The organism is Mobiluncus porci, from assembly GCF_009695935.1.
Classification (GTDB): domain Bacteria; phylum Actinomycetota; class Actinomycetes; order Actinomycetales; family Actinomycetaceae; genus Mobiluncus; species Mobiluncus porci.
Window position 1 is genome coordinate 22,595 of sequence record NZ_VUMY01000011.1, and the last position, 26,609, is coordinate 49,203.

The window sequence follows — 26,609 nt, forward strand, 5'->3', positions numbered from 1 at the left end:
GTTAACGCTTTTTCTGCGATAACAGGAGATGGTTCCCGTCCGCTCCACTGCGTGGGACGACAAAGCACGCCCCCGTTGTCCCAAAAATCTCTGACAGTGAATTCCTCTTGTTTTGACAGAATTAGGGACTTAACGCCCTGCGAAACCGCGACGAATGAGAGATAATTGGCCTTGTTAGAAGATAACTCAACTTAGGAGGCCCTTAATATGGCTGTAACTGAAACCGATGTCCGCAGCGCTGCTCCGGCTAACGCGCCTGAAGATGTCATCAAGTGGGTTGCCGAAATCGCGGAAATGACGACCCCGGAAACGATTGAATTCTGCGATGGCTCCCAGGAAGAATGGGATCGCCTCACCGAGATGATGGTCGAAACCGGTATGTTCACTCGCCTGAACCCCGAAAAGCGCCCGAACTCTTTCCTGGCTCGTTCCTTGCCGTCTGACGTGGCGCGCGTGGAGTCCCGCACCTTTATCTGTTGTGAAAAGGAAGAGGACGCTGGCCCGACTAACCACTGGGTCGCTCCTGCTGAGATGAAAGAAACCCTTACCGGCGAGAAGGGCGTTTTCCGCGGAGCCATGAAGGGTCGCACCATGTACGTTATCCCCTTCTCTATGGGTCCTCTTGGCGGCCCGATTTCCCAGCTCGGCATCGAAATCACTGACTCCCCTTACGTCGTTTGCAATATGCGCATCATGACCCGTATGGGTTCCAAGGCTATGGATCTCATCAACGAAGGCAAGCCGTGGGTTCCCGCAGTTCACTCCGTGGGCGCGCCGCTGGAGCCGGGCGAGAAAGATACCGCTTGGCCTTGCAACGATGAGAAATACATCACCCACTTTCCGGAGACCAACGAAATCTGGTCTTACGGTTCGGGTTACGGCGGGAACGCCTTGCTTGGCAAGAAGTGCTTTGCGCTGCGTATCGCTTCAACAATGGCGCGCCGTGACGGCTGGATGGCAGAGCACATGCTTATCTTGCGTCTGACCGATGAGAATACGAACAAGCAATACCACGTCACTGCCGCTTTCCCGAGCGCTTGTGGTAAGACTAACCTCGCGATGCTCCAGCCGACCATCAAGGGCTACAAGGTCGAGACCGTGGGTGATGATATCGCCTGGATGCGTCCAGGCCCGGATGGCCGTCTCTACGCCATCAACCCGGAAGCCGGCTTCTTCGGCGTGGCCCCGGGAACCTCCTACGACACCAACCCGATGGCCATGGAGTCCATGAAGGAAAACACCATCTTCACCAACGTTGCCTTGACCGATGACGGCGACGTGTGGTGGGAAGGCATTGACGGCGACGTTCCGGCTCACCTGATTGACTGGAAGGGCAACGACTGGACTCCGGAATCCGGCGAAAAGGCCGCTCACCCGAACAGCCGCTTCACCGCTCCGGCGGCGCAGTGCCCGATTATCTGCCCCGACTGGGAAGCCCCGCAAGGTGTCCCGATCGACGCTATCCTCTTCGGCGGGCGCCGCGCGAACAACATTCCGTTGGTGACTGAACAGAAGAATCCGGCTCACGGTGTCTTCATCGGCACGAATATTTCTTCGGAACAGACCGCTGCCGCGGAAGGCTCGGTTGGTGCGCTCCGCCACGATCCCTTTGCGATGCTGCCGTTCTGCGGCTACAACATGGCTGACTACTGGGGCCACTGGCTCGAGATGCAAAAGGAACTCGGCGACAAGTTCCCGCGCATCTACCACGTCAACTGGTTCCGCAAGACCCCGGACGGCAAGTTCATGTGGCCGGGCTACGGCGATAACTCCCGTGTTTTGGACTGGATCGTTAAGCGAGTGTCCGGCCAGGTTGACGCTATCGAGGGTCCGACCGGCTTCTACCCGAAGTTTGAGGACTTCAACTTGGAGGGCTTGGACATCGACAAGGCTGCTTGGGACAAGCTCTTCGAGATTAACCCCGAGGCTTGGCTCGCTGAAACCGACGATACTGAAAAGTACTTCGAGCAGTTCGGCGACAAGCTCCCGGCGGAGATTAAGGCTGAGCTGGAAGCTTTGCGTGAGCGCTTGAAGGCGGCAAAGTAAGACGTAGCCAAATGGGGATGGGGTTCAATGGTGTAATGCAATGTAGCCAGTGGGACCCGTCCCCGGTGGCGTAGTCATCGAAAACATAAGTTTTGGGGCGGTCCTTCGGGGCCGTCCCAAAACAATTCTACGAGTTAAGCGGTTTTCAGGTTATATGACAAATTGTGTGTCTGACCGGTTAGTTCGCGGTGGCGTTTCATCCTTACCGGTGGGGACGGGCCAAACTGGTAAATTTACCAGTTTGGCCCGTCCCCACCGGTGAAAAACTGGCGGCAGAGGAGCGAAACCCGCTCGGAGCCCGCGGAGGTGTGCACGAATGTACGGTCTAACCGGTTCGGCTGGGATTTGTCGCTAGGGCGTTTAAGTGTTTGCGCTGGTCTTGGCGTTTTGAAGTTTCGGGAGACAAGGCCGGTTGGGTCTACGCCGTACATTCGTGCACGCCCTAAACCGAAACTGGAGAAATCCGAGCATTACGTTTCAAAGCAGTGTCGCAAACTCGGTATTTCGGAGTATTCATGCCACCAGCATGAATCCGGTGAACTGTCAACCCGAAAACCTCTTGCAGTGTCACGGAAGAACCACGATTAAATCAACATTTAATTAATTCTCTAATCGCATCATTAAGAAGTGAATCTGCTGTGGTGCCCTTTTGCTCCGGGCGTAGCCGGAGCGGGTCTCATCTCGGCAAAGCCACGGGTCAGGCATAGCCGGAGCGGGTCGCACCTCTTTGCTTGCAACGCTTCGCGTTGCGCGCCGCTTCACAAGGCCATCGGCAATGCTCACGCAAGCGTGGCATTGCTCTCGACCTGTGTCGCGGTGGCGTAGTCGAAGACGAAGCCAAAAGGGTGCGACCCCGGCGGCGTAGACAAAACGGTTTGAAACGGCTTCGCCGGGGGTCAGACCCTTTGGCTTCGTTCCCTCCGGTCACTGCGCCAAGAGGTCTGACCCGCCGGCTACGCCTCATGCTCCCGCCGACTACGCCTCATGCGTCTTGCACCACCGAACCGCGTTGGCGAAAATATCCTGGACTCCGATCTCGGGGATGTTCTTCATGAGGCCTGGGCGGTAACGCTCCGGGTGGCCCATCTTTCCGAGAATCTTGCCGTCTGGGCTAATGATGCCCTCGATGGCGAAGCTTGAGCCGTTCGGGTTATCCGGAGCGCTCATTGTGGGCGCTCCTTCCGCGTCGACGTATTGGAAGGCAACCTGACCTGCGTCGAACAAGCTCCGAGCCTCCGCCTCCGACACCACGAAGCGCCCCTCGCCGTGGCTAACCGGCACGCGGTGGAACTGCCCGAGCTCGAAATCGCCGAGCCAGGGCGAGGCCACACTCGCGACTCGGGTGGTCGCGATTCTCGAAACGTGGCGCAACTGGCGGTTGTGCGCGAGCGTCGGCGACTCGGCGGTTTGGAGGGCTGGATCGCCGTAAGGAAGGAACCCGGACTTCACGAGAGCTTGGAAGCCGTTGCAAACCCCGAGGACAAGTCCGTTTTCCGACGTGAATTTTTTGACCGCGGCAGCGACCTTCTCAGATTTCAAGAAAGCCGCCATGAACTTTGCTGAGCCGTCAGGTTCGTCACCGAGCGAAAACCCGCCGGAAAACGCCAAAATCCGCGTTTCAGGGGCGGCGAGGCGGGCAATAAACTTCTCGGTGTCTGCGGCAAGCATCTGAGGGGTGAGGTTGCGTAAAACCAGGAACTCGGTCGTGGCTCCCGCCGCGCGGAAAGCCTCGTCCATGTCGTATTCCGAGTTCGTGCCCGGGAAGACCGGCAACAAGACGTGCGGGGCGTCCGCGGCTGCGCCAGAGCCGACCAGAGCGGCTAGAGTAGCTGCACTCGCACTGGTAGGAGTTCCGGTCGCGGCCGAGTTTGGAGTGCCAGGAGAGGTCGGGGGTTTAAGGGCAACCATGCTTGAGCGATCCGAACCTACTGAAACGTTGGCAGGGTTCGTCGTGCTTGGAACCTCCCCTTCCGTCGCCGAGGTTGGAACACCGGTTTGGGCCGCGGTAGAAGCGCCCGTTTGCCGGTTCGTAGGCAAAGTTGCGCCCTCGGGTCTTGCCTTCTCCGCAGGGCCGGAGTTGGGCGTTTCAGTAGCGTGGGAACCCGCTTTGGTTTCGGATTCAGCAAGGCCCAGCGCGAAATCGGGCAAGGGCTCCGATTCAGACTCGTTCAAGGGATAAACCGAGGCGTAGCCGCGTTCCATTACGGCGAGGGCTTCTGACAATTCGAAAGACTCAAAGCCAAGCTCGAATCTGGGCGCGACGGAGGTCGCGCCGATGGCAATGACCTGCGGATTTTCCGGGGGCTCGCCGGAAGTTCCCTGACGGCCCTTAGTGAAATCAAAATCCCCGCCGACCGCAAAATGCGAGCCGAGGTCGGTCCCGCGAGCCACCGCAAACACGATCCCTCCGAGCGGGGCCGCAGCGAGTTGGGCAGCCTCGGAACCGGGGCGAAGGTAGGCGCGCACCGCCTCGGGCGCAACCTTGAAGCCAACCGCGTTTCCGAGCGCCATGTTGACCACGGTCGCGCCGAGACCACCAGGCAAAACCGGCGAGGCGGCCAAGACCGCACCCGAGGCGGCAAGCTCGTGGAAAGCCTGGAAGTTCGCCCGCAAGCTCGCGTAGTCTGGAGTTCCGTCCGCGTGGGGCACGTGAGGGAGATAGTACAGGTCGGACGGCTCGCCTGTCGCCGAGGTGTCGGGCGCGCCCGCAGCGGGGCCGGCTTCACTGGGAACCGAGTTGTCGGACGCTTCGCTCGACGCGTCCTCAGCGCCTTCAGTTGCGCCCGCCGAGGGTAGCGCTGCGGAAATCGCCTCGCTCGCGTCCATTAGCCCCACAGTGAAACTCACCAAAGTCGGCGGGACGTGGAGTTTGTCCCCGAAACTCCCGCTCATCGAGTCCTTGCCGCCGATAGCTGCGACCTGGAAAGCGTCTTGAGCCTCGAGGAGCCCCAGCAGCGCCTGGAGGACTACCCCCCAGACTTCCGGATCCTCGTCAGGACGCTGGAAATATTCCTGGACCGTCAGCCACGCGTCCTCCGCGCGGGCGCCGGCCGCGACGAGTTTTGAAAGCGCCTCCACCACTGAATATGCCCCCATGAGGAACGGCGAACGGTCTGCCAAAGTCGGGGAATAGCCGTAGGTGATAATCGAAGCGCTACAGGTGCCGCCTTCCATCGGGAGGGTCTGGATCGACGCGGTTTCGTCGGTTTTTTGGAGTTTCCCGCCGTAGGGCATGAGGACCGTGGATCGGCCCACCGTGGAGTCGAACTGTTCGACCATGCCCTCCTGGGAGCCCGACCGTGCCTCGGCCAGCGTCTCGAGGACGGAGCGGTAGGGTTTCGCGGAGGTATTCGCGCTGGCAGTTACGGAAGTCGCCGCGCCTTCCTCGCCCTCTCCAAGAGCCGGTGGAACCATTTTGACCTTTTGGGTGCGCGGCGCGCCGTTGGTATCGACGAAACTGCGCTTCAAGTCAAGCACGAGCTCCTCGCCGAGGAACATCCGCAGCCTTCCGGTGTCGGTGACCTCCGCGAGCTGGGTGGCTTCGAGGTTTTCCGTCTCTGCAAGGGCATGGAAGCGCGGGGCGTCCTTGGCTCGCACGACGACGGCCATGCGTTCTTGGGACTCGGAAATCGCGATTTCGCGGGCGTTCAGTCCGGCATATTTGAGCGGCACCCGCTCCAAGTGAATGTCGAGGCTTTCGGCGAGTTCGCCCACCGCGACCGCGACACCGCCAGCCCCGAAATCGTTGCAGCGGACAATCATCTGGGCAACTTCCGGGTTCCTAAACAGGCGCTGGATTTTGCGCTCGTTGACCGGATTGCCTTTTTGGACTTCCGCGCCGGAGTGGGCCAGCGACTCCTTGTTGTGGGCCTTCGAGGAGCCGGTCGCGCCGCCAATCCCGTCGCGTCCGGTCCGCCCCCCAAGAAGAATCACCACGTCGCCGGCCTGCGGCTCGAGGCGGTGGACGTTCGCCTCGGAGGCGGCGGCCACTACCGCGCCGAGCTCCATGCGTTTGGCGACATACCCGGGGTGGACGATTTCGCGAACGCCCGTGGTGGCCAGCCCGATTTGGTTGCCATAGCTGGAATAACCGCGGGTGGCGCGGGAAGAAATGTCGGCTTGGGGGAGTTTTCCGGGCAGGGTCTCGGCGCGCGGGGTATTGATGTCGCCCGCGCCGGACAGGCGTAGTGCCTGGTAAACCCAGGAACGGCCCGATAGTGGGTCGCGAATCGCCCCGCCGAGGCAGGTCGCGGCCCCGCCGAAAGGCTCGATTTCGGTGGGGTGGTTGTGGGTTTCGTTTTTGAACATCAACAACCACGGCTCGGTTGGAGGCGTAGACTGCGGGTCAGACCTCTCCGGCGTAGTTGCGCCAGCAACGTAGCCGGAAGGGTCTGACCCCAACGGCGTAGCCGACGTATACCCCTTACTGACATTCACCCTCACCGAACAGGCATTGATTTCTTCGGAAACCTCCTGGTCATCCAAAACCCCAGTTCGCCGCAATTCGCGGCCCATAATCGTCCCGAGATCCATCAAAGTGTGCGGCTTTGCGGTGCGCCCGTTTAGAGCGCGCAACTCGTCCCAGCGCGCGAGGGCCGCTTCGAGGCGCTCCCCGTAACGCGGCTCGGCAATCTCAATATCGGTCAACTCCGTGTTGAAAGTCGTGTGGCGACAGTGGTCTGACCAGTAGGTATCCAAAACCGCGAGCTCCACCTCGGTCGGGACGCGTCCCTCGGAGCGGAAATAATCCTGGATAAGTTTGAGGTCTGCGAGATTCATCGCCATGCCGCGCTCTTGGAGGAGGCCCTGGAGCCGAGTTTCGTCGTAGGTGAGAAAATCGGGGTATTCCCGCAACGGCGCGGCGGTGCCGATTTGCGGCGCCTGCAAGATGGCGAGATTCTTTTCGCGGGACTCCACTGGATTAATGAGATAGCCGCGGATTGCCTCAAGCGCGTCCGCGGTAGGAGCGGGGCGCAGGACATAGAGCTCTGCGGAAATTATGCTGGCCGTTGTTGACGGGTTCAACAAGCGCAAGGCCTGTTCGGCGGCGTCGGCGCGCTGGTCATACTGGCCGGGCAGGGGCTCGACTGCAAGCAGGTGATAAGCCCCGGTCGGGTCGACTGTTGGCTTGGAGTTCCCGACGAACTCCGCCGAGACGAAATCGTCGACGCGCCTGTCTTGCACGACTTTTTCTGTAAGCGCCGCTAAGTCATCGGCGTGAGCCTCAAAAACATCGTATAAATGCAGGATATCGACACTTTCCAGGCTCACCCCTTCGAGATGATTCAAGGTCGTGAGGAGAGCCTTCTCGGCATCTCGGAACTGAGGTTTACGGCGAATCGCAAGACGTGCATCCATAGCTTCATTCTATAATCCTCCGAGACCTGTCGGAGTCACCGCCGAAATCCGCGACTAATCCGCAGCTGGAGTCCCCGCTCCCGCACGGAGTCCCCGCTCCCTACCGGAGTCCTCCGCCGCCCGCTGAGGCTTCGTATACTCGGGTGTCGTCTGGAATTCGTGTGATTTTGGCCATTCCTGCCATATATGCCACTGATGCCCAAAATCGCAAGAGTTCCAGGGGGCCCAGCGAGTATCCACCAACTCCGCGTTGCTGATTTCCGAAAAATTGGCGCGGATTTCGGCTCAGCAAAGGCGGGGTATGATTGAGAAATCATGGAAATCCTCGTCATCAGTCTTGTCTGTCTTCTTGCTACTTGTGTTCAAGGCGTGTCCGGGATGGGATTCGGGCTCGTGACGGTGCCGTTCTTTGTGGCGCTGGTGGGGGCGCACTACGGGATTGTGTGGTCAAACTTCAGCGGCGGTTTGGTGGCTCTGGTTCTCCTCGTAGCAATGTGGAAAGACGTAAATTGGCGTCGTTTCGTCTGGCTTTTCGCCGCTTCCCTGCCGGCACTCGTCGGCTTCGTCCTCATTCTGCGTTTCGTTCCCGAACGGGTTTTTGCCGGAGTCATCGGGGTTTTCATGCTGTTGTCAGTGGCTTTTTCCTTCATTTCAGTGAAATTCAAGCCCGTCCCGCTTCGCCCCGCCTCTCTCGTAGCTGGATTTTTAGCGGGAATGATGAGCGCGCTGGTGGCTCAATCTGGGCCTGTCATGGCCGCTTACGCTCAGGCCACGCGCTGTGGACAACGCGAATTCGCGGCCACGAACCAGCCGCTGTTCTTGAGTTTCAACATTTTTGTCGTTGGTGGGAAGCTTCTCTACGGTGGCCAACCCGAGGCTTTTACTGCTTTTCCTCCGTTCGCTTTTCTCACCATCGTGCTCGCGGTCATTGTCGGCGCGCTCCTGTCAAAGTGGCTCGCCAAAATCGTGAAACCGAAGTGGGCGCGGAATCTCGCGCTCCTGATTGCTACTGTCGGAGCGATTCGGGTTTTGGTCGGCTTATTCTAGCCGTGTTTTTATCTATGGGGACGGGTCTAAAAGGGAAAAAAATTACCTTTTAGGTCCGTCCCCATAGATGAATCAAAAGGCCATGGTCTCCACAAGAGCGCGAGATTGCCCCTAATGCTGCAAACGCTATTTTAAATCCCTTATTGAAGCGTTCAAAAAACCCCGCGGTCAAGCATACAATCGGGCTAGGAGAAAGCTCTTTTCTCCTCGGGCTCAAAGGAGAAAAATGCGACGTAATGTGATTTTGATTTATACCGATCAGTGGCGTGGGGATGCTTTTTCGATTGAGGGCCATCCTACGGTGCGGACGCCCTATCTTGATGAGTTTGCGGATCGCGGGGCACGGGCTCGGCGAGCTTATTCGGGTTCTCCGACTTGTGTTCCGGCTCGGATGACGTTGTTTACGAGTTTGGTGGCGGCTCATCACGGTCGGGTTGGCTATCAGGATGGGGTGCCTTTTGATGTGGAGACAACGCTCGCTGGTGAGTTCAAGAAGGCCGGCTACCATACTCAGGCGATTGGGAAGATGCATTTGTGGCCAGAGCGGGTTCGTGCCGGTTTTGATGATGTGATTCTCCACGACGGCTACCTCCACAAATCGCGCCGCCGCGAGCAGTCTACCGAATGGTACGACGACTATCTGAGTTGGCTGCGGGAGCAGGACGGGGAGTCTGCGGTGGCGGATTATCTCGATGACGGTCTGCACTGTAACTCGATGGTGGCGCGTCCTTGGAGCCGTCCGGAGGCGTATCATCCGACGAGTTGGGCGGTGACTAAGGCGATTGAGTGGTTGTATCGGCGCGACCCGACTGTACCCTTCTTCCTTTATTTGTCTTTTCATCGGCCACATTCTCCGTTCGATCCGCCGCAGTGGGCGTTTGATCAGTACATGAATATGCCGTCCCATGAAGTTCCGGTAGGCGACTGGGTCGAGGAGTTCGAGCCGTGGCGAAACGACAAACGACCAGATTCTTTGGTGGCGGTTTATCCTGAGTATGACCAGCATCGGGCGCAGGCGGGCTATTACGGGAATATGTCTCATATTGATGCCCAGTTGGAGCGTTTTTTTGAGGTGTTGGGCGAGTTTGGGCTTACGCAGGATACCTATGTGGCGTTTTCTTCGGATCATGGGGAGATGTTAGGGGACCATCACATGTGGCGTAAGGGTTATCCGTATGAGGGTTCGGCGCATATTCCGTTTTTCATCAAGGGGCCGGGGATTCCGGAGCATTCGACGATTGATGAAGTGATTGAGATTCGGGATTGGATGCCGACTTTGCTGGAGTGCGCGGGGATTGATATTCCGGAGGGTCTGGATGGGCGTTCGGTGCTACCGTTGATTCACGGGCCGAACGGGGAGAAAGTTGAGCTTCCCGCGGATCAGCCGCGCTCACAGGGAACTACCGGAGACGAGTGGCGGGAATTCACGCACGGGGAACATATTCTCAACGATGTATCGATGCAATTCGTTTTGTCTCAACGGTTTAAATATATTTGGCTGCACCACAATGGTCATGAGCAGCTGTTTGATATTCCGAATGATCCCCAGGAGCTGCATAATCTGGCCGGCGACCCGAATTATGGGGCGGAATTGGCGCGGCACCGGCAGTTCCTTATCGAGTGCCTCGAAGGTCGCGAAGAAGGATTCGTGGAAGACGGTCACCTAGTCCCCGGCCGAGAAGTCCACACGACCTTGTCCTTTGCCGGTAAAAACCCCGTAGCGGTCGAGCATCCGAAACCACAGATGGGAGTGGCGGCGCCGTGATTGTGGTGCGTTTAATTGTTTTGGGGACCCGCCGTAGCGAACCCCCAAAATCTTGATGAACTCGTTTGTTGTTTTCGTCAAACGCGCTACATCTTCTCGTTCAGATCCGTTCCGGTGGTGGACAGCCACGGGTTGGCGAACATGATGATGACCACCACGGGGTAGGCCGCTGCGATAATCATGATGCCCCAGAAGCCGTAGGCTGCGGAGATGGCCGGAATGATGAAGCCATTCAACGCCAACATCAAGCGAGCTGCCGTTTGCGCCACCGAAACGCCGAAGCCGCGCGCTTCCGTGGGCATGGCTTCTGCGGACCAAATCCAGGCCAAGACACCGGGGCCAAACCAAGTGGTGAAAGAAAACGCCACATAGAACAACACCAGCAAGGCCGCGTTGCTCGCCAAGCCCGCCCACACTAGCCCCAGAGCGAGGAAGAACAGGATAGAACAGGTCACAATACCGAGCTTTCGCCGGTCAACTCGGTCAATCACCACCGCGCCGATAATCACCGCCAAAAGACCGAGAATATTGGCGAAAAGCTGGGTGGTTCCAATCATTGGTGAATCGCCGAAAATCAGTTTGTTAAACTGGGGGCCAGACACGGTCGCGAGGCCGCCACCGAAAGCCTGGAGACCGAAAAACGCTGTAATCGCGGCGAGACGTTTCTTGCTTTGCGGACTCATCTTGACCGGACCCCGGGCCTCTTGCGCCTTCTTCTCTTTGATGGCTTCCACCGCAGAGGACGGATCGAGTTCCAGCATATTGAAAACCTTCATAGCCTCTTCTTCACGCCCGTGCTCCAGCAGCCAACGCGGGGACTCGGGGAGGAATCGCCGCATCATAAATACGATGAAAGCCGGAATGGCGGCGATACCGAATAGCCACCGCCAGGTGTGAACCCCAGCGAAGGGATGGATCAAGAGAGTACAAATCACGGAAATAATCCCGCCGATGAGCCACATGATATTCGGCAAAGAACCGGCCAAGCGCCCGCGGCGTGTGTTTGGTGAAATCTCGGCGAGGAAAGCCTGGGACACGGGGATATCCATACCTACGGCGACGCCGACGATGAAACGCATGATGAACAGGGTCACGATATCGAAGGCAAAAGCCGAAATAATCGAGGCCACCACGAAAAACATCAGGTTAATCATGAAAATCGGGCGTCTACCGAACTTGTCGGCGATGCGCCCAAAAATCAGCAAGCCGCAGGCGGCGCCGATGAAAGCCACGGCGACGAAAGCGCCCACAAGCAGAGGATTATCCTTGAATGCGGCGAAGTCCTCTTTGATGAATAGAATCGCCAACGCGATGACCAGAAGGTCATAGCCGTCAATTAACTCTCCGAAAGCCACCAGTCGCGGGGTCCAGCTTTTGACGAACTTGATCCGATGCGGGGTGTACGAGTCGTAATCTAAAGGTTTATTAATATCCATGCCTACCTCCATACTCCTTCGTTAAAGGAATGTAAACAGAATAAATCTATTCCCAAATCTTTTGGTTCGTCGTAGAATGATCCTTGAATTTTGCTTCATAATCTCTTTGACATTTATTAGCAGGTGGGATGATTCCGGTAGCTGCAGTGACGAAGCCTTTCGGGGCGGCTTGCAACCTCGATTGCGCATACTGCTATTTCCTTTCCAAGGAGGCGCTTCATCCGGACAAACCTCAAGTGATGGATGAGGCGCTAGTGCGGCAATATTTGGCGAACTACCTGCGGTCGAATCCGGACGGACCCGTGTTCATCCACTGGCAAGGCGGGGAGCCAACCCTGCGGGGGCTGGAGTTTTACCAACTTGCCCAAGCGATTACCGATGAGTTCGCGCGCCCCGGACAGCAAGTCCAACACACCATTCAGACCAACGCGACTTTGGTTGACGCCGAGTGGGCGGACTTTTTCGCTTCCAAAGGCTGGCTGGTGGGGGTCTCGATTGATGGACCCGCTGAGTTCCACAACGCCTATCGGGTCAACCGTGCTGGTCGTGGGTCTTTCGACCAGGTGATGCGCGGGTGGCGGATTCTGCAAGACGCTGGGGTGGACGTGAACGTTTTATGTACCGTCAACAGCGCCAACGTCGGGGCACCCCTGGAAGTCTACCGTTTCTTCCGTGACACGCTCGGAGCCAAGTTTTTGCAGTTTATCCCCATTGTGGAGCGGGTCGAGGCCGGTCAAGAGGATCTGGCAGAGCGATCTTGGAGGGGCGAGGACGGGACTCACGTGGTCTATCGCCAGCGGGGAACCGCGGTCACTTCGCGCACGGTTGCCCCCGAGGCTTGGGGGAATTTCCTGTGTGCCGTCTTTGATGAATGGCTGGTTCGAGACGTGGGCGAGGTGTTTGTCCAGCATTTCGACGGAATGCTGGGGGCGCGGTTGGGGAAATACACGACCTGCGTTCATGCCCCGGAGTGCGGGACTAATCTCGAGGTGGATCCCTCGGGCATGGCCTATGCGTGTGACCACTTTGTGGAGTCCGGTTATGCGCTCGGAAATGTGGCGGCGATGGACTTGTCTGAGATGGTGCAGTTGCCGCGGCAGGTCACGTTTGGGCGGTCAAAGTTGACGGAACTGTCAGCAAAGTGTGTGTCGTGTCCGGTGCGCTGGGCCTGCCACGGGGGCTGTCTTAAAGACCGGTTTACCGGCGAGGATGGGCGGCTGAACTATTTGTGCGCGGGGTATTACCGCTTCTTCAGTCATGCCGCTCCCGCGATTGAATCCATGGCTCGAAAAATCCGTTAGCGGGTTTTTCCAATGGAGGCGGGCCTAAAAGGTAAGACGATTACCTTTTAAACCCGCCCCCATAGGTAAATCAAAAGGCCAGGGTCTCCACAAGGGTGTAAATCGCCACTCCGATGAGCAGGACACAAAAGATGAAAGTCAAAGTTGAAGAGCGCGCCTTGTTGGATAACGGTGAACCGACGGCGGAACCGAGACCCGAACCGACAGCGAAAAGAATCGCCACCAGCCAATCAATCTGGAACGGCTCCGCACTCGGCTGAAACACCCGGAGCAGCAGGGAAATAATGGAAACCACCGAGATGACAATAAACGAGGTTCCCGCGGCGACCCGCATCGAATAGTGCATAAGGAGGACGAGAATCGGCACCATCACGAAGCCCCCGCCGATACCAAAGAAGCCCACCATGATGCCGGTGAAGGTTCCAATAAGGAGAAACACGGGGAGACGCTTCCAGCTCAGGTCGTATTCATCTTCCGGATCCCCGTCCGCGGTCAAGGCCGCCGCCTCGCCGCCGGACTTCATGGCAATATCCTCGGATTTACGCTGCGTGATGGCATTTCGACCCATGAAAATCGACACCGCAAATAGCAGCAGCGCAAAAGCGATCATCATGCCGTCTCCGCTGATGATGCTGTTGAACCAGGTGCCGAGGAAAGCCCCGATACTGGAACACAACCCGAAAACTATGCCGGTGCCGAGGCGAACCTGGTGGTTTTTGAAACGGGAGGGAAGCGCGGCCGCGGAGGTGACAATCACAATGACCAGGGATTCCGCGGTGGCAGCGTGGGGTTCTTGGCCGAGGAGATACACCAAGACGGGAATCGCGAGGATTCCGCCGCCGATGCCTAACGCTCCGGCAAGGAGACCCACTGCCGCCCCTATCAGGGCAGACATGATGAATGTAAGCATTGGCTTAACCCTTCTCTCGATGTTAGCGCTTCCCCAAGATTACTCCCTTTTGGTGCGAGACCGGTGCGAGATTGGCGTGAGACCGGCGCTATATTGACGAGGTGGGGTCGCGGAACCCGAGCAAAGCCATGCAAAACCAGCGAGTTTAAGCCGAGATCTCCTCGCGGGTCGGGGAATACGCGCCGGCTCTCGCCACGGTTGCCGCAGAAGTCGCCGCCGCGAAATCGAGGCATTCCTGCAGTTCCTCGGGGTCAAGGGTGGATAGGGCAGTGCGGCCAAATCCCAAGCCGCGGTTTTCATCAAGGGCTGCTAGCAATCCGGCCATGAAGGAATCTCCGGCTCCCACCGTATCCACGACCTCGACCGCGCCAGCCGGAGCGGTCAAAGGCGCCGGCAGCCAGGGAGTAAACAGTTCCGCGCCCTCGCCTCCACGAGTCACAACGACAATTTGTGCCCCCGGACCTCGGCGCTCCCACCTGCCTCCAAGCCACTGTTCGGCTACTTTCCGCCGGTCAACCCCGGGATAGAGAAACTCGAGGTCTTCCTCGGAGGCTTTCACAAGGTCAGACTCCTTCACGATTTCCTCCACTCGCGCCCGCGCTGCCTCCAGGTCGCTCACTAAAGCGGGGCGGAGATTTGGGTCGTAGCTCACCGTGAGTCCCTCGATTTCCTTTTTGGACTTCAACAAGGTGGCAATCTTTCCCGCGCCGGGCTCGACCAGTGTCGAATAGGATCCGAGGTGGAGGTGGCCGTAATGTGGGCAGGCTGAACCCTCGTTTCTAAACGGACCGTTGTCAGGAGAGCTAGCGGTTGCCGCGCTGGCCTTTAGTGAGTCCGCGCCAAAACCGTCTGGAAGATCCCATGTTAACTCGAATTCGTAAGTTGCTACCCCGTTCGCGTCCAAAGTGGCTCGGGCAACCGGGGTGGTCGCGGCGGAGTCACTGTCGGGGAAAATCTTTAAACCGGCCTCGTCAGCCGCCGAACGCAGCAACTGCCCGCGGGCGTCTTGTCCCCACCAGGAAGCCAACGTGGTGTCAACTCCGAGCCGAGCCAAGCCTCTGGCCACATTAAACACCGAACCACCAGGATGTTCGCCTTGAACAACACCGTCTGGTCCGACCACTACATCAATCAGCGCCTCACCCGCGCACAGAATCTTCGCCATGTCCCAATCCTAGCGCGCGGCTCAGAAAACGGTCAGCTTCGCGAGCCCGTCGCTCCACGAAACCACGACATCGTAGCCCGCGAGCTTGAAAATCTTAGACCGCACCACGAGCCGGAACTGGGACCCCTCATCGGCGGGGGTGACGTGGTTGACAATGAGCCGGTTCGTGGCGGTGCCTTCAAAATGACCGTCATCGTAGAGCCGCTCCCACCTGCCCGCGCGCAAAACCTGCCACTCGAATGTCGTGTCAAACAGCGACCCGTCGGAATCCAGAATCGGGGTGGCCTCGAAAACTGCGCGGGAACCGATCGTAGTCTTTACTGAAGCCGGCATATTCTTGAGCCCCTGAACCGCAACCCGAACCGGCTCTGACGTGGACTCTCCTTCGGTAGAAGTCGCCACCAAACGGTATTCGGTCGTCTTCGAGCGTTTCCACGTCCACAAGCCCTCCGGAGTATAGGTTTCCTCGTTGGCTCCGGGAATATCCGTCCAGGGGCCGGAGTTAATCCGCTCTTGCCACTGGTATTTTGCGACCGGCCAGGCTGCGACCTGCATCCGAATCGGGTTAATCATCTTGTAGCCGACGCCGGTGAGGGGTTGTTCCAAAAGGGCGATAGTAGGGGCGGTTTTCTCCAAAGGCGTCAGCGGATCAAACAGCGCCACCTGGTATTCATAAGTAGTCTGACCAGTGCCTTTCACTCCGTCGATTTTCACGTTGTAAACCAGGTTCTCCTGGCCAACAGGGAGCCGCTCAATATTCGGAAACTTCATCAAGAGCGTGGAATAGTCCGCAATCACCCGCGGGGTAAAGGCGATGCCGGACTGACCGGGACGGATGACAGTTAAAGGAACATTCTCCCCATTAGGGCCGGTGATGTGCGCCGTTGCCGCTGATAAATCCCCATTTTGAACCGAAAAACTCCACCGTTCCGTATCCGGCCCGTCGGAGGTTATCCCGACAGAAGTAAGGAGCTGTTTGGGGAAAAAACCGGCGGAGGGCCAGCTCATCCACTCGGGAGTGGGGGCAGAGTGGTCGCGCATCGAGTCGGCGGGCATTCCGGGATAGGACTCGCCGGTGCGAACCGAAATCGCGGTGTAGCCGGCGGCGGCGCCGATGGAGGTGACGGAAAGCTGGGGGTCTTGCATAAAGAGGCGGTGTCCGAGCTGGTCGTTTACGGGGTTGTCTGCCGAGGAGTAATCCATGTAGTACCACAGCGCGGTTTCGGCAGAGGTCTGGGAGATGGATTGGGCGAGGTTGGAGTGTCGCGCCCCGCGCACGGCCGCATCGGTGGCGCAGGCGAATCCTTCGACCGCCGGATAGTGGGAGAGTTTGCCGTTGCGGGCGCTGACCATCGCGGCGGCTTGGGTGTAGGGCGAGATGCTGTCGGTTTGATCAAGGGTGACGGCATTCAACCCGTTCAGCCCCCGCATAAAGTTCCAGGACTCTACAATCGGCGCGATTCCGTCACGGACTGCTTGACCTGGTTGACAGTTTTCCAAATCCACCCCGATGGAAGTGACGGGACGAATCATGTTTTTCTCGTAGCGGTTGAGGAATTCCCTCTGGACAATGGATTTCGACGTGGTGTCGATGGCGTTGTCGCCGGGAGGAGCAGGCTCCAGCAGTTTGCTGGAGTAGGCGGAAGAGTTGGCTCCGGCAGCGGAGATGGTTTGGACTTCGGCAGCAGTGGGAACGTTCACCAAGGTGGATGCCAAAATTGCCAGCAAAGAAATGCCGGCGATGACGCCAGTCGATTTCGTTGCTTCCGCGCGCATAGTAGTCTTCATCCGGTTGGCTCGCCAGGTGCCTCTCTTACCCTTTGAGCAGGTCGCAGCTCCCACATAGACCCTGTCCAACACATCGGCAGGAAAACCGCCAGATAAAGGGTTTTTTACCTGGGAAATCCCCGGGAACGGGGGTTTTCTCTTTAAGTCTCGATTTCGCGTGAAACCGAAATTCGTTGTATCTTGCGTTTAAGTCAATTAAAAGGAGTGCGAAGCAGTGGCAGCGAAACAAGACCAGAAACTGGTGATCGTGGAGTCCCCGGCAAAAGCCAAGACCATCAGCCGTTTTCTTGGCAACGGCTACGACGTGGAGGCCTCCATTGGTCATATCCGCGACCTCGCCCAGCCCTCCGAGCTCCCTGCCGCCTTGAAAAAGACCGGATACGCCAAGTTTGCGGTTGACCTGGATCACGATTTTGAGCCCTACTATGTGGTTGACGCGGATAAGAAAAAGAAAGTCAGCGATTTGAAGTCGCGCCTGAAAGACGCCGACGAACTCTTGCTGGCCACTGATGAGGACCGCGAAGGAGAGGCGATTGCCTGGCATTTGCTGGAGGTCTTGAAGCCGAAAGTGCCAGTCAAGCGGATGGTGTTTCATGAAATCACCAAGGATGCCATTGATGAAGCCCTTGCGAACCCCCGCGAACTCGACAAAGACTTGGTGAACGCCCAAGAAACCCGCCGGATCCTTGACCGCCTGGTCGGATACGAAGTCTCGCCCTTGCTGTGGCGGAAAATCCGCACCGGACTTTCTGCCGGACGGGTCCAGTCGGTGGCGACCCGCCTTGTCGTGGACCGAGAACGCGAAAGAATGGCCTTCAAACCCGCAGAATACTGGGATTTAGTGGCAGTGCTACAGGCTGGTGGTGACGGCTCCGACGCCGGGGCTAGTGTCAGGGCAGCATCAGAGAGATTCGAGGCGAGCCTGAAAACTCTCGACGGCAAGCGGGTCGCCACCGGAAAAGATTTTGATGATAACGGCGAGCTAAAGCCCGCGTCGAAAAAAGCCGGCGTAGTGGTGTTGAGTCGGGTCGCCGTAGAGCGCCTCGGCGAGATTTTCGGCGCTGACGAGGCCAAGTGGGAAGTCTCGGAGGTGGAGTCGAAGCCGTATCGTCGCCGTCCCCCCGCCCCGTTTACGACCTCGTCACTTCAACAAGAGGCCTCCCGGAAACTGCGGATGAACTCCCGCGATACCATGCGCGTGGCGCAGTCCCTCTACGAAAACGGCTACATCACCTATATGAGAACCGACTCGGTGAACCTCTCCGACCAGGCAATTCACGCGGCGAGAAGGTTTGCGGTGGCGAGATTCGGGGAGGGGTCCGTTCCGGAAAAACCCCGCTTCTACGAGACGAAGTCGAGGGGTGCCCAGGAGGCTCACGAGGCGATTCGTCCGGCGGGGGATCAATTCCAGCTCCCGAGCGCCTTGAAGTCGGCTCTCAATCCGAGCGAGTGGAAACTCTATGATCTGATTTTCAAGCGGACTTTAGCTTGCCAAATGGTTGATGCGACCGGAACCACTTCCTCGGTGAAGATCACGGTAGCGAATCCCGCGCATCCCGACCTGGGCGAATTTGGCGCTTCCGGAACAGTTATTGAAAATCCCGGATTCTTGGCGGCCTATGAAGAGGGCCGCGACGAGGGCGACAACGGCAACGGAATCGTGAGCGGCGCTCACGGAAATTCCGAGACCCGACTCCCGAAGCTCCGCGGCGGCCAGGCCCTCGACTTGGTGAACCTGGATTCTTCCGAGGAGCGCCAACACTTCACGACTCCGCCGGCGCGTTTCACGGATGCCTCTTTGGTGAAAGCGATGGAAGAACGCGGCATCGGGCGACCTTCGACTTACGCTTCCACGATTTCGACGATTGTGGATCGCCACTATGTCTACCGGCGTGGGCAAGCGTTGGTGCCGTCCTGGTTGGCATTTTCGGTCGTGCGCTTGCTGGAAGAAAACCTTCCCGGGCTGGTGGACTACGATTTCACCGCCGATATGGAGGCGGATTTGGACAAGATTGCTGCCGGAGAGGCCGACCGCAGCGCCTGGTTGCGCGACTTTTGGTCCGGAACCGGTGAGGGATCCGGTTTGCGGGCGAGCGGCTTGGAAAAGGCCGTGGAGGAGCTCGGCGATATCGATGCGGCGGCGCTGAATTCCGTGGATTTAGGGGAAGGGATTACCCTTCGAGTCGGGCGCTACGGGCCCTATCTCCAGTGCGGGGAGGAACGCGCCTCGGTTCCCGACACGGTGGCTCCCGATGAGTTGACGCTTGATAAGGCGAAGGAGCTCCTGGAACAAGGCGCCGAGGGAGATCGTGCACTCGGACATCATCCGGAGACCGGACTCGAGATTGTCGTGAAAAACGGGCGTTTTGGGCCCTATGTGGAGGAGCTGGCTCCCGAGCCGAATGAAATCGGCCAGAAAAAGTCGAAGAAGACCAAGAATCGGACGGCTTCCTTGTTGAAGACCCAGTCAGTAGATGGCGTGACCTTGGAGGACGCAGTGGCCTTGTTGGGGCTGCCGCGGACGGTCGGGGTTGATGGCGACGGGGTCGAGATTGTGGCCGCCAACGGGCGGTACGGGCCTTACATCAAGCGCGGAACCGATACGCGGTCTTTGGAAAGTGAAGACCAGCTGTTCACTTTGACGGTTGAGGAGGCTTTGGCGCTGTTGGCGGCGCCAAAGACCCGCGGGCGCGGCGGGGCGAGCGCGCAAACTGTCATGATGGAATTCGGGGAGGATCCGGAAACCGGCGGGAAAGTCACCTTGAAGAATGGGCGCTATGGACCCTACGTGACTGATGGGAAGACGAACGCGACGGTTCCGCGCGGAACCGATCCGGCGACTTTGACCGAGTCGGCGGCTTTCGAGCTCTTGGCAGCGAAACGGGCAAAGGGTCCGGCGAAGCGCAAAGCTCCGGCTAAGAAAACAGCCGCCAAGAAAACTCCTGCGCGGAAGACTGCTGCGAAAAAGACTCCGGCGAAGAAGGCCGCTGCTAAGTAAGCCCTCGTGAAAGGCTCTGTTATTCACGCGAGTTGGTGGATTGTTAGCTTGTGTACCCGGAGGTAGTTCCGTAACTCTTGCGATTTTGGTCTTTACTGCCATTATTTCCACTCATGCCCAAAATCCCTTGAGTTCCAGAATACTTTTCCGTTATAGCCCGAATCTAAACGGAAATGAAGAGGACGATTTTCCGGTTTTGGGATAGCCTAGTACAGGGAAAAACATGTGGAGGGGATGAATTTGGCTAGCAAGACATTCCTTTCCTTGAATTATCCGAATTTCCGACTGTGGTTCGTTTCGAACCTTTTCGCCGCGACCGCCACCTGGATGCAGCGCGTGACTCAAATTTGGGTAGTTCTCGTGATTTTGACCCACAATGACGCTTTCGCAGTAGGCCTCACCACCGCCCTGCAGTTCCTCCCGCAGCTTTTCGTGGGCTTCCTCGGGGGAGCGTTGGCTGACTGGGTGGAGCGGCGCCGTTTCCTCCAAATCACCCAAACCGGCACGGCCCTGTTGGGGCTGCTCTTGGGGATTCTAATCCTGACCGACACGGCCCATCTCTATCACGTCTACGCCATTGCTTTCGCCACCGGAATCATCGATTCCTTGACGGTTTCTCTCAGGCAAACCTTCCTCTCCGAGTTAGTTCCGAAAGAGGCGCTTCCCAATGCGGTCGGGCTGAACTCCACCGCCTTCAATATTGCCCGCCTGATTGGTCCGGCTCTGGCCGGCGTATTTATCCTCATACTCGGCCCGGGTTGGATTTTCGTTCTCAATTTCGCAATTTTTGTGATACCCGTTGTGACCTTGGCCTTGATGAAGAAGGAACATTTTTATCCCGTGGCGCGAGGCGAACGGCGCAAAGGCATGATTCGAGAAGGCTTCCACTATGTCCGTGCTCGCTCGGATCTGAAGGCTATCATCTTGCTGATTACCCTCACCGGCGCTTTCGGCTTCAACCTCCAGATGACCCAAGCCTTCATGGCCACAGGCGTTTACGGCAAAGGGTCCGGTGAATACGGCCTGTTGGGGTCGATGATGGCCATCGGTTCCCTCGCGGGGGCGCTGATGGCAGCAAGGCGCACTCGGCCGCGGTTCGCGCTGGTGGTTTCCTCGGTCTTCATCTTCGGGGTGATGGAGGCACTGCTCGCAATCAGCCCGAGCTACTGGCTTTTCGCGATTCTCTCGATTCCCGCGGGCTTCGCCATGATCACCATCATCACCGCTGCCAACGCCCTCATCCAGATTTCCACTCCCGAGGAACTGCGCGGGCGGGTGCTGTCGATTTACTTCGTTTTCAACCTGGGATCCACCCCGATTGGCTCGCCTTTCGTGGGCTGGGTCGGGGACACTTTCGGCGCCAGATGGAGCATCGGGGTCGGCGCGATTGCCTGTATCGGGGTGGCGCTCGTGGTTTTCGTGTGGGCCATGTTGGCGTGGAAGGTGAAGCTTCTCCCGACACGCCATTGGCCGTTTTTCCAAATCGAGGGCCCGCGGGAACGCTACTACCGTTGCGATCCCATCAACACACAGGCTGCTGACCCCTCCGATCCCGATTACCGCGGGCCGTCAACTCAGTAGGATGAGAATATGGAAGAAAAATTGAAAGTGGGCGATAGCGCCCCGGATTTTACAGTGGAAACCACTAACGGCACGTTTGCGCTTGCTGACGCCCTGAAGGAGGCTACGGCGGGAGTTGTGGTGTATTTCTATCCGCGGGCCTCGACTCCCGGTTGTACTACGGAGGCCTGCGACTTCCGCGACTCGCTGAACTCGCTGAAATCCGCAGGTTACACGGTTATCGGCGTGAGTCCAGACCAGATGCCAGCCCTGGAGAAATTTACCGCGAACCAAGCGCTCAACTTCGCCCTCGGTTCCGATCCGGAGAGGGAGGTTCTGGAGGCCTACGGGGTGTGGCAGGTGAAACCGCTGACCAAGAAGCCCGGCGTGGTGCGCTCTACCTTCGTTGTCGGGCCTGACGGGAAGCTGATTTACGCAAAATACAACGTGAAGGCCACCGGCCACGTCGCGCGCCTGCGCGAAGCCCTCGGGATTTAAAGCGTAGCCGGCGTCAGACCCTTCTGGCTACGCTCGCAGGCTCGCTATTCCAGAGAGGTGCGACCCGCGCCGGCTACGCCAGGCTCCGCTAAGATAAATCCGTGAGCGAATCAGCGGCGAGGGCGGACAACCCAAGGAACTCGGGGAGACCCGAGGCGTGGCTGACACGTAATCGCCTGTGGCGCCTGGTTATCTCCGCCGTGTTCGCGCTCGCGGCCGTCGCCGGCACCCACCTTGCGCTGTCAACTGTCCACGGCCAAAACTTCGACGGCATTACCCGATTCGCGGTCTCACGCGGAAAACGTCTCCTTCTCGGAGCGGACGCAGCCGTCCTTGACACCATCTCGATGGGGGCGCTCATTGCACTTACTGGCATCGTGCTAATCGTTGCTGCTTTGCGCCGCCGCGCGCCGCTGGGGCTTCGCGTGCTGATCCTTGTCGCGGGAGCGAACCTCACCACCCAGGCGTTAAAACACTTGATCATTCACCGTCCGAATCTCGGGGTAGATTACGAGGGGCTTGCGAACTCCCTCCCCTCCGGTCACGCCACAGTCGCGATGACCGCTGCCATCGGCATCGTCATGGTCGCTCCGGTTCGCGCCCGTTCGGTCGCGACCTTCATCGGTTGGGTGACAGCGAGTTTTGTTGGGATTGCGGTAATGCTAAACGAATGGCACCGGCTTTCAGATGTGTTGGTAGCCTTTCTTATCGCCGGGATTTGGGGAGTGCTCCTGGCTCCGCGCGAGGCTACAGTCAGGCGTTTTGGACGCTTCCATCGGGTGACTTTGCTGGCTTCTCTTTTGGCGACTGTCCTCGGCGCGGGCGCGGGTGCGGTCGCCTGGGTCCGCACCCCGCTTAAACCTCTGAATGAAGCGACGTTGGTCGACGTGGCACACACCGGACTCGGCGCGATCCTCGCCTTCGCCTCTATAGCGCTGGTGCTGGGGCTTGCCGGAGTGATTCTGGCTTTGATTAACACCCAGGCGCGAGAGCATTAATCAGCTTTGTTACTCCCCAAAAAACGGGGTTTTCTTGAGCTGACCCGAAAACTTGAAACCAATCTAGCTGTGAAGATGGGTTTTAGAGTTAAAACCTACCGAGTGGTAGGTGTCCGAGATGGATTAAGGGAGGTGGCGCTGGGGGTGTGAAGGGTGATTTGCCGGAGGGTGAAAAAACCTGGAGCTGTTTGGTTTTCGGCGCTTAGCGGTTCAAATCAGTCGGGAGACCGCAGCCAGCAGTTTCGCGGTAGCCGCTCGGAAGATCTCCGGCTCGAGGAGAAGCGACACCGAGACGACTCCGCGAAACGGCATGTCAAAGAAATAACCCGGCTGGGCGGTGATGCCAGAGTCTCGAATGAGACCGGTCAAAAGCTCGTCTTCGTCCACGTGTGCGGGGAAGCGCAGGAGCGCGTTCCAACCGCCCTCGGGGGTGAGGATGCTGATGGTGCCGGTGGGCTCTTGGGAAACGAGTTCAGCAAGGGATTGCAGGTTTTCGAGGCAACGCTCGCGGGTTCGCTGGGTCTGGTCTGAGATTGCGGAGAGCCAGTCGGGGAGTTTTTCGGCCAGCGCGTCGGAGAACGGGAGGTAGCCATCAGCAATGATGTCGAGGCGCTTTTGGGCTTCATTGACGAGTTCGTCCGGACCGGAAACCTCAATCCAGGCGACCTTCACTCCCGGCGCGGCAAGGTTTTTGGAAAGCCCATCAAGGGTGAAGGTGAGCACGCGGGACTCTCCGGCAAATGAGTCATGGGGACGTGCTTTTTGACTCATTTTTTCGCCGAGCTCAAACTGAAAAAAGACCTCATCAGCGATGATGGGGATGTTGGCGTTGGTTGCGAAGTCAACGAATTCCTTGTATTCCTCGGGATTGAGGTAAGAGCCGGTGGGGTTGTTGGGATTAATCGCGATGAGTGCGCGGGGGGTGTCGGCGGAACCGTGGGGTCGGACCTCGTCGGCGTAACGAAGTGTAGCCGACAGGGTCCGACCCCAGGGTGTAGCCGAATTGTCTGACGCTATACCGTTGGGTCGCACCCTTTTGGCTACGTTCCCTTCGGTCTCTACGCCAAAGAGGTTCAACCCGCCGGTTACGCTCATCTCCCAGCGGGTTCCAACCCAGGTCAAAGGGTAGTAGTCGACTTCGACAGCTTCGAGGCGGGCAAGTTCCTCGACCAGGGGATAACCCGGAGTCGGAGCCAGAATCCGGTCTCCGGGGTCGCAAAACAGTTTTATCAGCCAGGCATAGGCCTGCGAAGTGGAGCTCAGTAAGTAGAGCCGGTCGGGATCGACGCGGCGTTCATCGCGGCTCGCGATGAACGCCGCGAGAGCCTCGCGGGCCGCCCTCGGCCCGCGAGGCTCGGCGCGATATTCCGGCAAAGACCTAACTCCGAGCCCGTGGCGGGTTGGATTGGAATCCGCCAGCTTAATGAGTCTCCCCTTTGCTGAAGCTTTCTGCTCTGCCAGCGCTATCGCGTTGGGCGCGCTCAAATCCACCCGGTTTGAAAATTTCACTGTCTCACCTTACCGCAGTCCTGAACCTACACCCCGACACGCCGAGACTCCGAGAGTGAGGAACCTCACAACCCCGACAAACCCCCTGTTGGAACCGTGAAAGCTGTTTGACAAGACTAACTCAAACCCCAACATCTTGTGGTCGATTTCGCGAAACACCCCATATATAGTTGATTCCAGGAATATTGAGAATAAATTGAAAACTCGAGCCCCTCGCGGCGCCACTGAAAAAATCTGGCACTCGCGTCGCGGATTTTAGGGAGAAAAGAAGAACGGAAGGAAAACAATGAGCGCAACGACGCACGCCCCTCACATGATCGACCCACTGGAGACGGTTGATGAATACTTGAGCCAAGCCGACTGGCGCGTGAACGCCAACGCGAACCAGGGATACTCGGTTGGTGGGCTGATCTTGAATGCTGCGGGGAAAATGGTCGCGAACTACTGGCTGGATAAGATTTACAGCCCCGAGGCCGGCGAGGCTCACCGCGAAGGTGACTTCCACATCCACGACCTCGACATGTTTGCCGGCTATTGCGCTGGTTGGTCCCTGAAGCAGCTCCTGCAGCAGGGGTTTAACGGGGTGGCGGGGGCTATCGCCTCGAATCCGCCGAAGCACTTCTCCTCGGCCTGCGGCCAAATCGTGAACTTCCTTGGGACGCTGCAAAACGAGTGGGCCGGCGCCCAGGCTTTCTCGAGTTTCGACACCTACATGGCTCCGTTTGTTCGCCTCGACAACATGACGTACGACGAGGTCAAGCAGAATATGCAGGAGCTCATCTACAACTTGAACGTGCCGAGCCGCTGGGGTTCGCAGTGCCCGTTTACAAACCTCACTTTCGACTGGACCTGCCCCGATGACCTGAAAGACGAGCAGCCCCTCATCGGCGGGGAAGTCTGCGACTTCGCCTACGGCGACCTCCAGGCCGAGATGGACATCATCAATCGCGCCTACATGGAGGTCATGACCGAGGGCGATGCTGACGGGCGGGTCTTCACCTTCCCGATTCCGACCTACAACATGACCAAGGATTTCGATTGGGATTCACCAAATGCCAACCTGCTTTTTGAGATGACCGCGAAATACGGCCTGCCGTACTTCCAAAACTTCATCAACTCCGAGCTCGACCCCGGCCAGATCCGCTCCATGTGCTGCCGACTCCAACTGGATCTCCGTGAGCTCGTCAAGCGCGGCAACGGTTTGTTTGGTTCGGCTGAACAGACCGGTTCCATCGGGGTCGTTACCATCAACCTCGCGCGTTTGGGGTACTTGTTCAAAGGTGACGAGGCGGGTCTCAGGGCGCGGCTTCGCGAGCTCATCGACCTCGCTTCCGACACACTCGAGAAGAAACGCGTCACTATCCAGCACCACATGGACACCGGGCTGTTCCCCTACACCAAGCGCTATTTGGGAACCCTAGACAACCACTTCTCGACCATCGGGGTTAACGGCATGAACGAGCTCATCCGGAACTTCACTGATGACGCTTATGACATCACCGACCCGCGCGGCCACGAACTCGCGGTCAGAATCCTCGACGGTGTGCGTGACCAGATGGTGGAACTCCAGGAATCTACCGGCCACATGTACAACCTCGAGGCGACCCCGGCAGAAGGTACGACCTACCGGCTCGCGAAGGCTGACAAGAAGAAGTTTGGTGACGCGATTCTCCAAGCCGGAACGCCCGAGAATCCTTATTACACCAACTCTTCCCAGCTCCCGGTCGGTTTCACCAACGACCCCTACTTGGCCGAGGAGCTTCAAGAGGAACTCCAGACGAAATACACTGGCGGGACCGTCCTGCACCTCTACATGGGCGAGGCCGTGAGCTCGGCCGAGGCGTGCAAGCAGCTCGTGCGCCGGTCCTTGACCACTTGGCGGACCCCCTACATCACCATCACCCCGACCTTCTCGATTTGCCCGACGCACGGTTATATTTCCGGCGAGCACTTCGATTGCCCGAAGTGCGAGGCTCGCGGCAAACACACCGAATGCGAGGTCTGGACGCGGGTCATGGGCTATTTCCGTCCCGTCCAGTCCTTCAACATCGGCAAGAAGGGCGAGTTTGCGGAACGGCAGTACTTTAGCGAGTCGGCCGCGGTTGAACACGGCGAGCTCCATTCCCGCCTCGCGGAGGCTGCCGCTAAAACCACGTCCGAACCGGAGCTGGCATTGGTGTAATGCCTGCGGGGACGAGGTACATTCCTCGTCCCCCTGCCTCCCTCGGAG

At 58.3% G+C, this 26,609-nt stretch carries 15 protein-coding genes; 9 read left to right on the forward strand and 6 right to left on the reverse strand.

Annotated elements, in window-relative coordinates:
• The first annotated feature begins 207 nt into the window (after positions 1-207).
• Positions 208-2,046: a phosphoenolpyruvate carboxykinase (GTP) gene (locus tag FYJ63_RS06920; RefSeq protein ID WP_154545130.1), complete on the forward strand. Its 1,839-nt coding sequence runs from the start codon at positions 208-210 to the stop codon at positions 2,044-2,046.
• A 975-nt stretch (positions 2,047-3,021) separates the two neighbouring features.
• Here the strand turns inward: FYJ63_RS06920 and FYJ63_RS11205 are convergent.
• The gene (locus FYJ63_RS11205; protein WP_229770041.1) at positions 3,022-7,404 is read right to left on the reverse strand and encodes a phosphoribosylformylglycinamidine synthase subunit PurQ; all 4,383 of its coding nucleotides are present in this window, start codon (positions 7,402-7,404) and stop codon (positions 3,022-3,024) included.
• Positions 7,405-7,719: 315 nt separating this feature from the next.
• Here FYJ63_RS11205 and FYJ63_RS06935 point away from each other — a divergent pair, with 315 nt between their 5' ends.
• Complete coding sequence (locus FYJ63_RS06935) at positions 7,720-8,451, forward strand: sulfite exporter TauE/SafE family protein (RefSeq protein WP_154545132.1); 732 nt, start codon at positions 7,720-7,722, stop codon at positions 8,449-8,451.
• Positions 8,452-8,677: 226 nt separating this feature from the next.
• On the forward strand, positions 8,678-10,216 hold the full coding sequence (locus FYJ63_RS06940) for an arylsulfatase (RefSeq protein WP_154545134.1): 1,539 nt from the start codon (positions 8,678-8,680) through the stop codon (positions 10,214-10,216).
• Positions 10,217-10,302: 86 nt separating this feature from the next.
• Here FYJ63_RS06940 and FYJ63_RS06945 read toward each other — a convergent pair whose 3' ends face one another.
• Positions 10,303-11,652 carry an MFS transporter gene (locus FYJ63_RS06945; RefSeq protein WP_154545136.1) on the reverse strand — a complete coding sequence of 450 codons (1,350 nt, stop codon included), beginning with the start codon at positions 11,650-11,652 and terminating at the stop codon, positions 10,303-10,305.
• A 128-nt stretch (positions 11,653-11,780) separates the two neighbouring features.
• Between FYJ63_RS06945 and FYJ63_RS06950 the strand changes: the two genes are divergently transcribed.
• Positions 11,781-12,953, forward strand: a complete 1,173-nt coding sequence (locus FYJ63_RS06950; RefSeq protein ID WP_154545138.1) for an anaerobic sulfatase maturase — start codon at positions 11,781-11,783, stop codon at positions 12,951-12,953.
• 70 nt (positions 12,954-13,023) lie between these two features.
• Here FYJ63_RS06950 and FYJ63_RS06955 read toward each other — a convergent pair whose 3' ends face one another.
• From FYJ63_RS06955 to FYJ63_RS06965, 3 genes are all read right to left on the reverse strand, one after another.
• Positions 13,024-13,863, reverse strand: a complete 840-nt coding sequence (locus FYJ63_RS06955; RefSeq protein WP_154545140.1) for a sulfite exporter TauE/SafE family protein — start codon at positions 13,861-13,863, stop codon at positions 13,024-13,026.
• Between the two features lie 145 nt (positions 13,864-14,008).
• Positions 14,009-15,028, reverse strand: a complete 1,020-nt coding sequence (locus tag FYJ63_RS06960; protein ID WP_154545142.1) for a carbohydrate kinase family protein — start codon at positions 15,026-15,028, stop codon at positions 14,009-14,011.
• A 21-nt stretch (positions 15,029-15,049) separates the two neighbouring features.
• On the reverse strand, positions 15,050-16,804 hold the full coding sequence (locus tag FYJ63_RS06965) for a CAP domain-containing protein (RefSeq protein WP_154545226.1): 1,755 nt from the start codon (positions 16,802-16,804) through the stop codon (positions 15,050-15,052).
• 226 nt (positions 16,805-17,030) lie between these two features.
• Between FYJ63_RS06965 and topA the strand changes: the two genes are divergently transcribed.
• From topA to FYJ63_RS06985, 4 genes are all read left to right on the forward strand, one after another.
• Complete coding sequence (topA, locus tag FYJ63_RS06970; RefSeq protein WP_338106865.1) at positions 17,031-19,814, forward strand: type I DNA topoisomerase; 2,784 nt, start codon at positions 17,031-17,033, stop codon at positions 19,812-19,814.
• 234 nt (positions 19,815-20,048) lie between these two features.
• Positions 20,049-21,395, forward strand: coding sequence for an MFS transporter (locus FYJ63_RS06975; RefSeq protein WP_229770046.1), 1,347 nt, complete (start codon positions 20,049-20,051; stop codon positions 21,393-21,395).
• A gap of 9 nt (positions 21,396-21,404) precedes the next feature.
• Positions 21,405-21,872, forward strand: coding sequence for a peroxiredoxin (locus FYJ63_RS06980; protein ID WP_154545146.1), 468 nt, complete (start codon positions 21,405-21,407; stop codon positions 21,870-21,872).
• Between the two features lie 101 nt (positions 21,873-21,973).
• A complete protein-coding gene (locus tag FYJ63_RS06985; protein WP_338106866.1) occupies positions 21,974-22,870 on the forward strand; it encodes a phosphatase PAP2 family protein in 897 nt (298 codons plus the stop codon).
• Positions 22,871-23,080: 210 nt separating this feature from the next.
• Here the strand turns inward: FYJ63_RS06985 and FYJ63_RS06990 are convergent, their stop codons facing one another.
• A complete protein-coding gene (locus FYJ63_RS06990) occupies positions 23,081-24,379 on the reverse strand; it encodes a pyridoxal phosphate-dependent aminotransferase (protein WP_338106867.1) in 1,299 nt (432 codons plus the stop codon).
• A gap of 286 nt (positions 24,380-24,665) precedes the next feature.
• Here FYJ63_RS06990 and FYJ63_RS06995 point away from each other — a divergent pair, with 286 nt between their 5' ends.
• On the forward strand, positions 24,666-26,561 hold the full coding sequence (locus FYJ63_RS06995) for a ribonucleoside triphosphate reductase (RefSeq protein WP_154545148.1): 1,896 nt from the start codon (positions 24,666-24,668) through the stop codon (positions 26,559-26,561).
• Positions 26,562-26,609 lie beyond the last annotated feature (48 nt).

Bases quoted from the DNA above. Each gene is read 5' to 3' on its own strand.
- FYJ63_RS06920 (WP_154545130.1), top strand. From the start codon at position 208: ATGGCTGTAACTGAAACCGATGTCCGCAGCGCTGCTCCGGCTAACGCG.
- FYJ63_RS11205 (WP_229770041.1), bottom strand. From the start codon at position 7,404: ATGGATGCACGTCTTGCGATTCGCCGTAAACCTCAGTTCCGAGATGCC.
- FYJ63_RS06935 (WP_154545132.1), top strand. From the start codon at position 7,720: ATGGAAATCCTCGTCATCAGTCTTGTCTGTCTTCTTGCTACTTGTGTT.
- FYJ63_RS06940 (WP_154545134.1), top strand. From the start codon at position 8,678: ATGCGACGTAATGTGATTTTGATTTATACCGATCAGTGGCGTGGGGAT.
- FYJ63_RS06945 (WP_154545136.1), bottom strand. From the start codon at position 11,652: ATGGATATTAATAAACCTTTAGATTACGACTCGTACACCCCGCATCGG.
- FYJ63_RS06950 (WP_154545138.1), top strand. From the start codon at position 11,781: ATGATTCCGGTAGCTGCAGTGACGAAGCCTTTCGGGGCGGCTTGCAAC.
- FYJ63_RS06955 (WP_154545140.1), bottom strand. From the start codon at position 13,863: ATGCTTACATTCATCATGTCTGCCCTGATAGGGGCGGCAGTGGGTCTC.
- FYJ63_RS06960 (WP_154545142.1), bottom strand. From the start codon at position 15,028: ATGGCGAAGATTCTGTGCGCGGGTGAGGCGCTGATTGATGTAGTGGTC.
- FYJ63_RS06965 (WP_154545226.1), bottom strand. From the start codon at position 16,804: ATGCGCGCGGAAGCAACGAAATCGACTGGCGTCATCGCCGGCATTTCT.
- FYJ63_RS06975 (WP_229770046.1), top strand. From the start codon at position 20,049: ATGAATTTGGCTAGCAAGACATTCCTTTCCTTGAATTATCCGAATTTC.
- FYJ63_RS06980 (WP_154545146.1), top strand. From the start codon at position 21,405: ATGGAAGAAAAATTGAAAGTGGGCGATAGCGCCCCGGATTTTACAGTG.
- FYJ63_RS06995 (WP_154545148.1), top strand. From the start codon at position 24,666: ATGAGCGCAACGACGCACGCCCCTCACATGATCGACCCACTGGAGACG.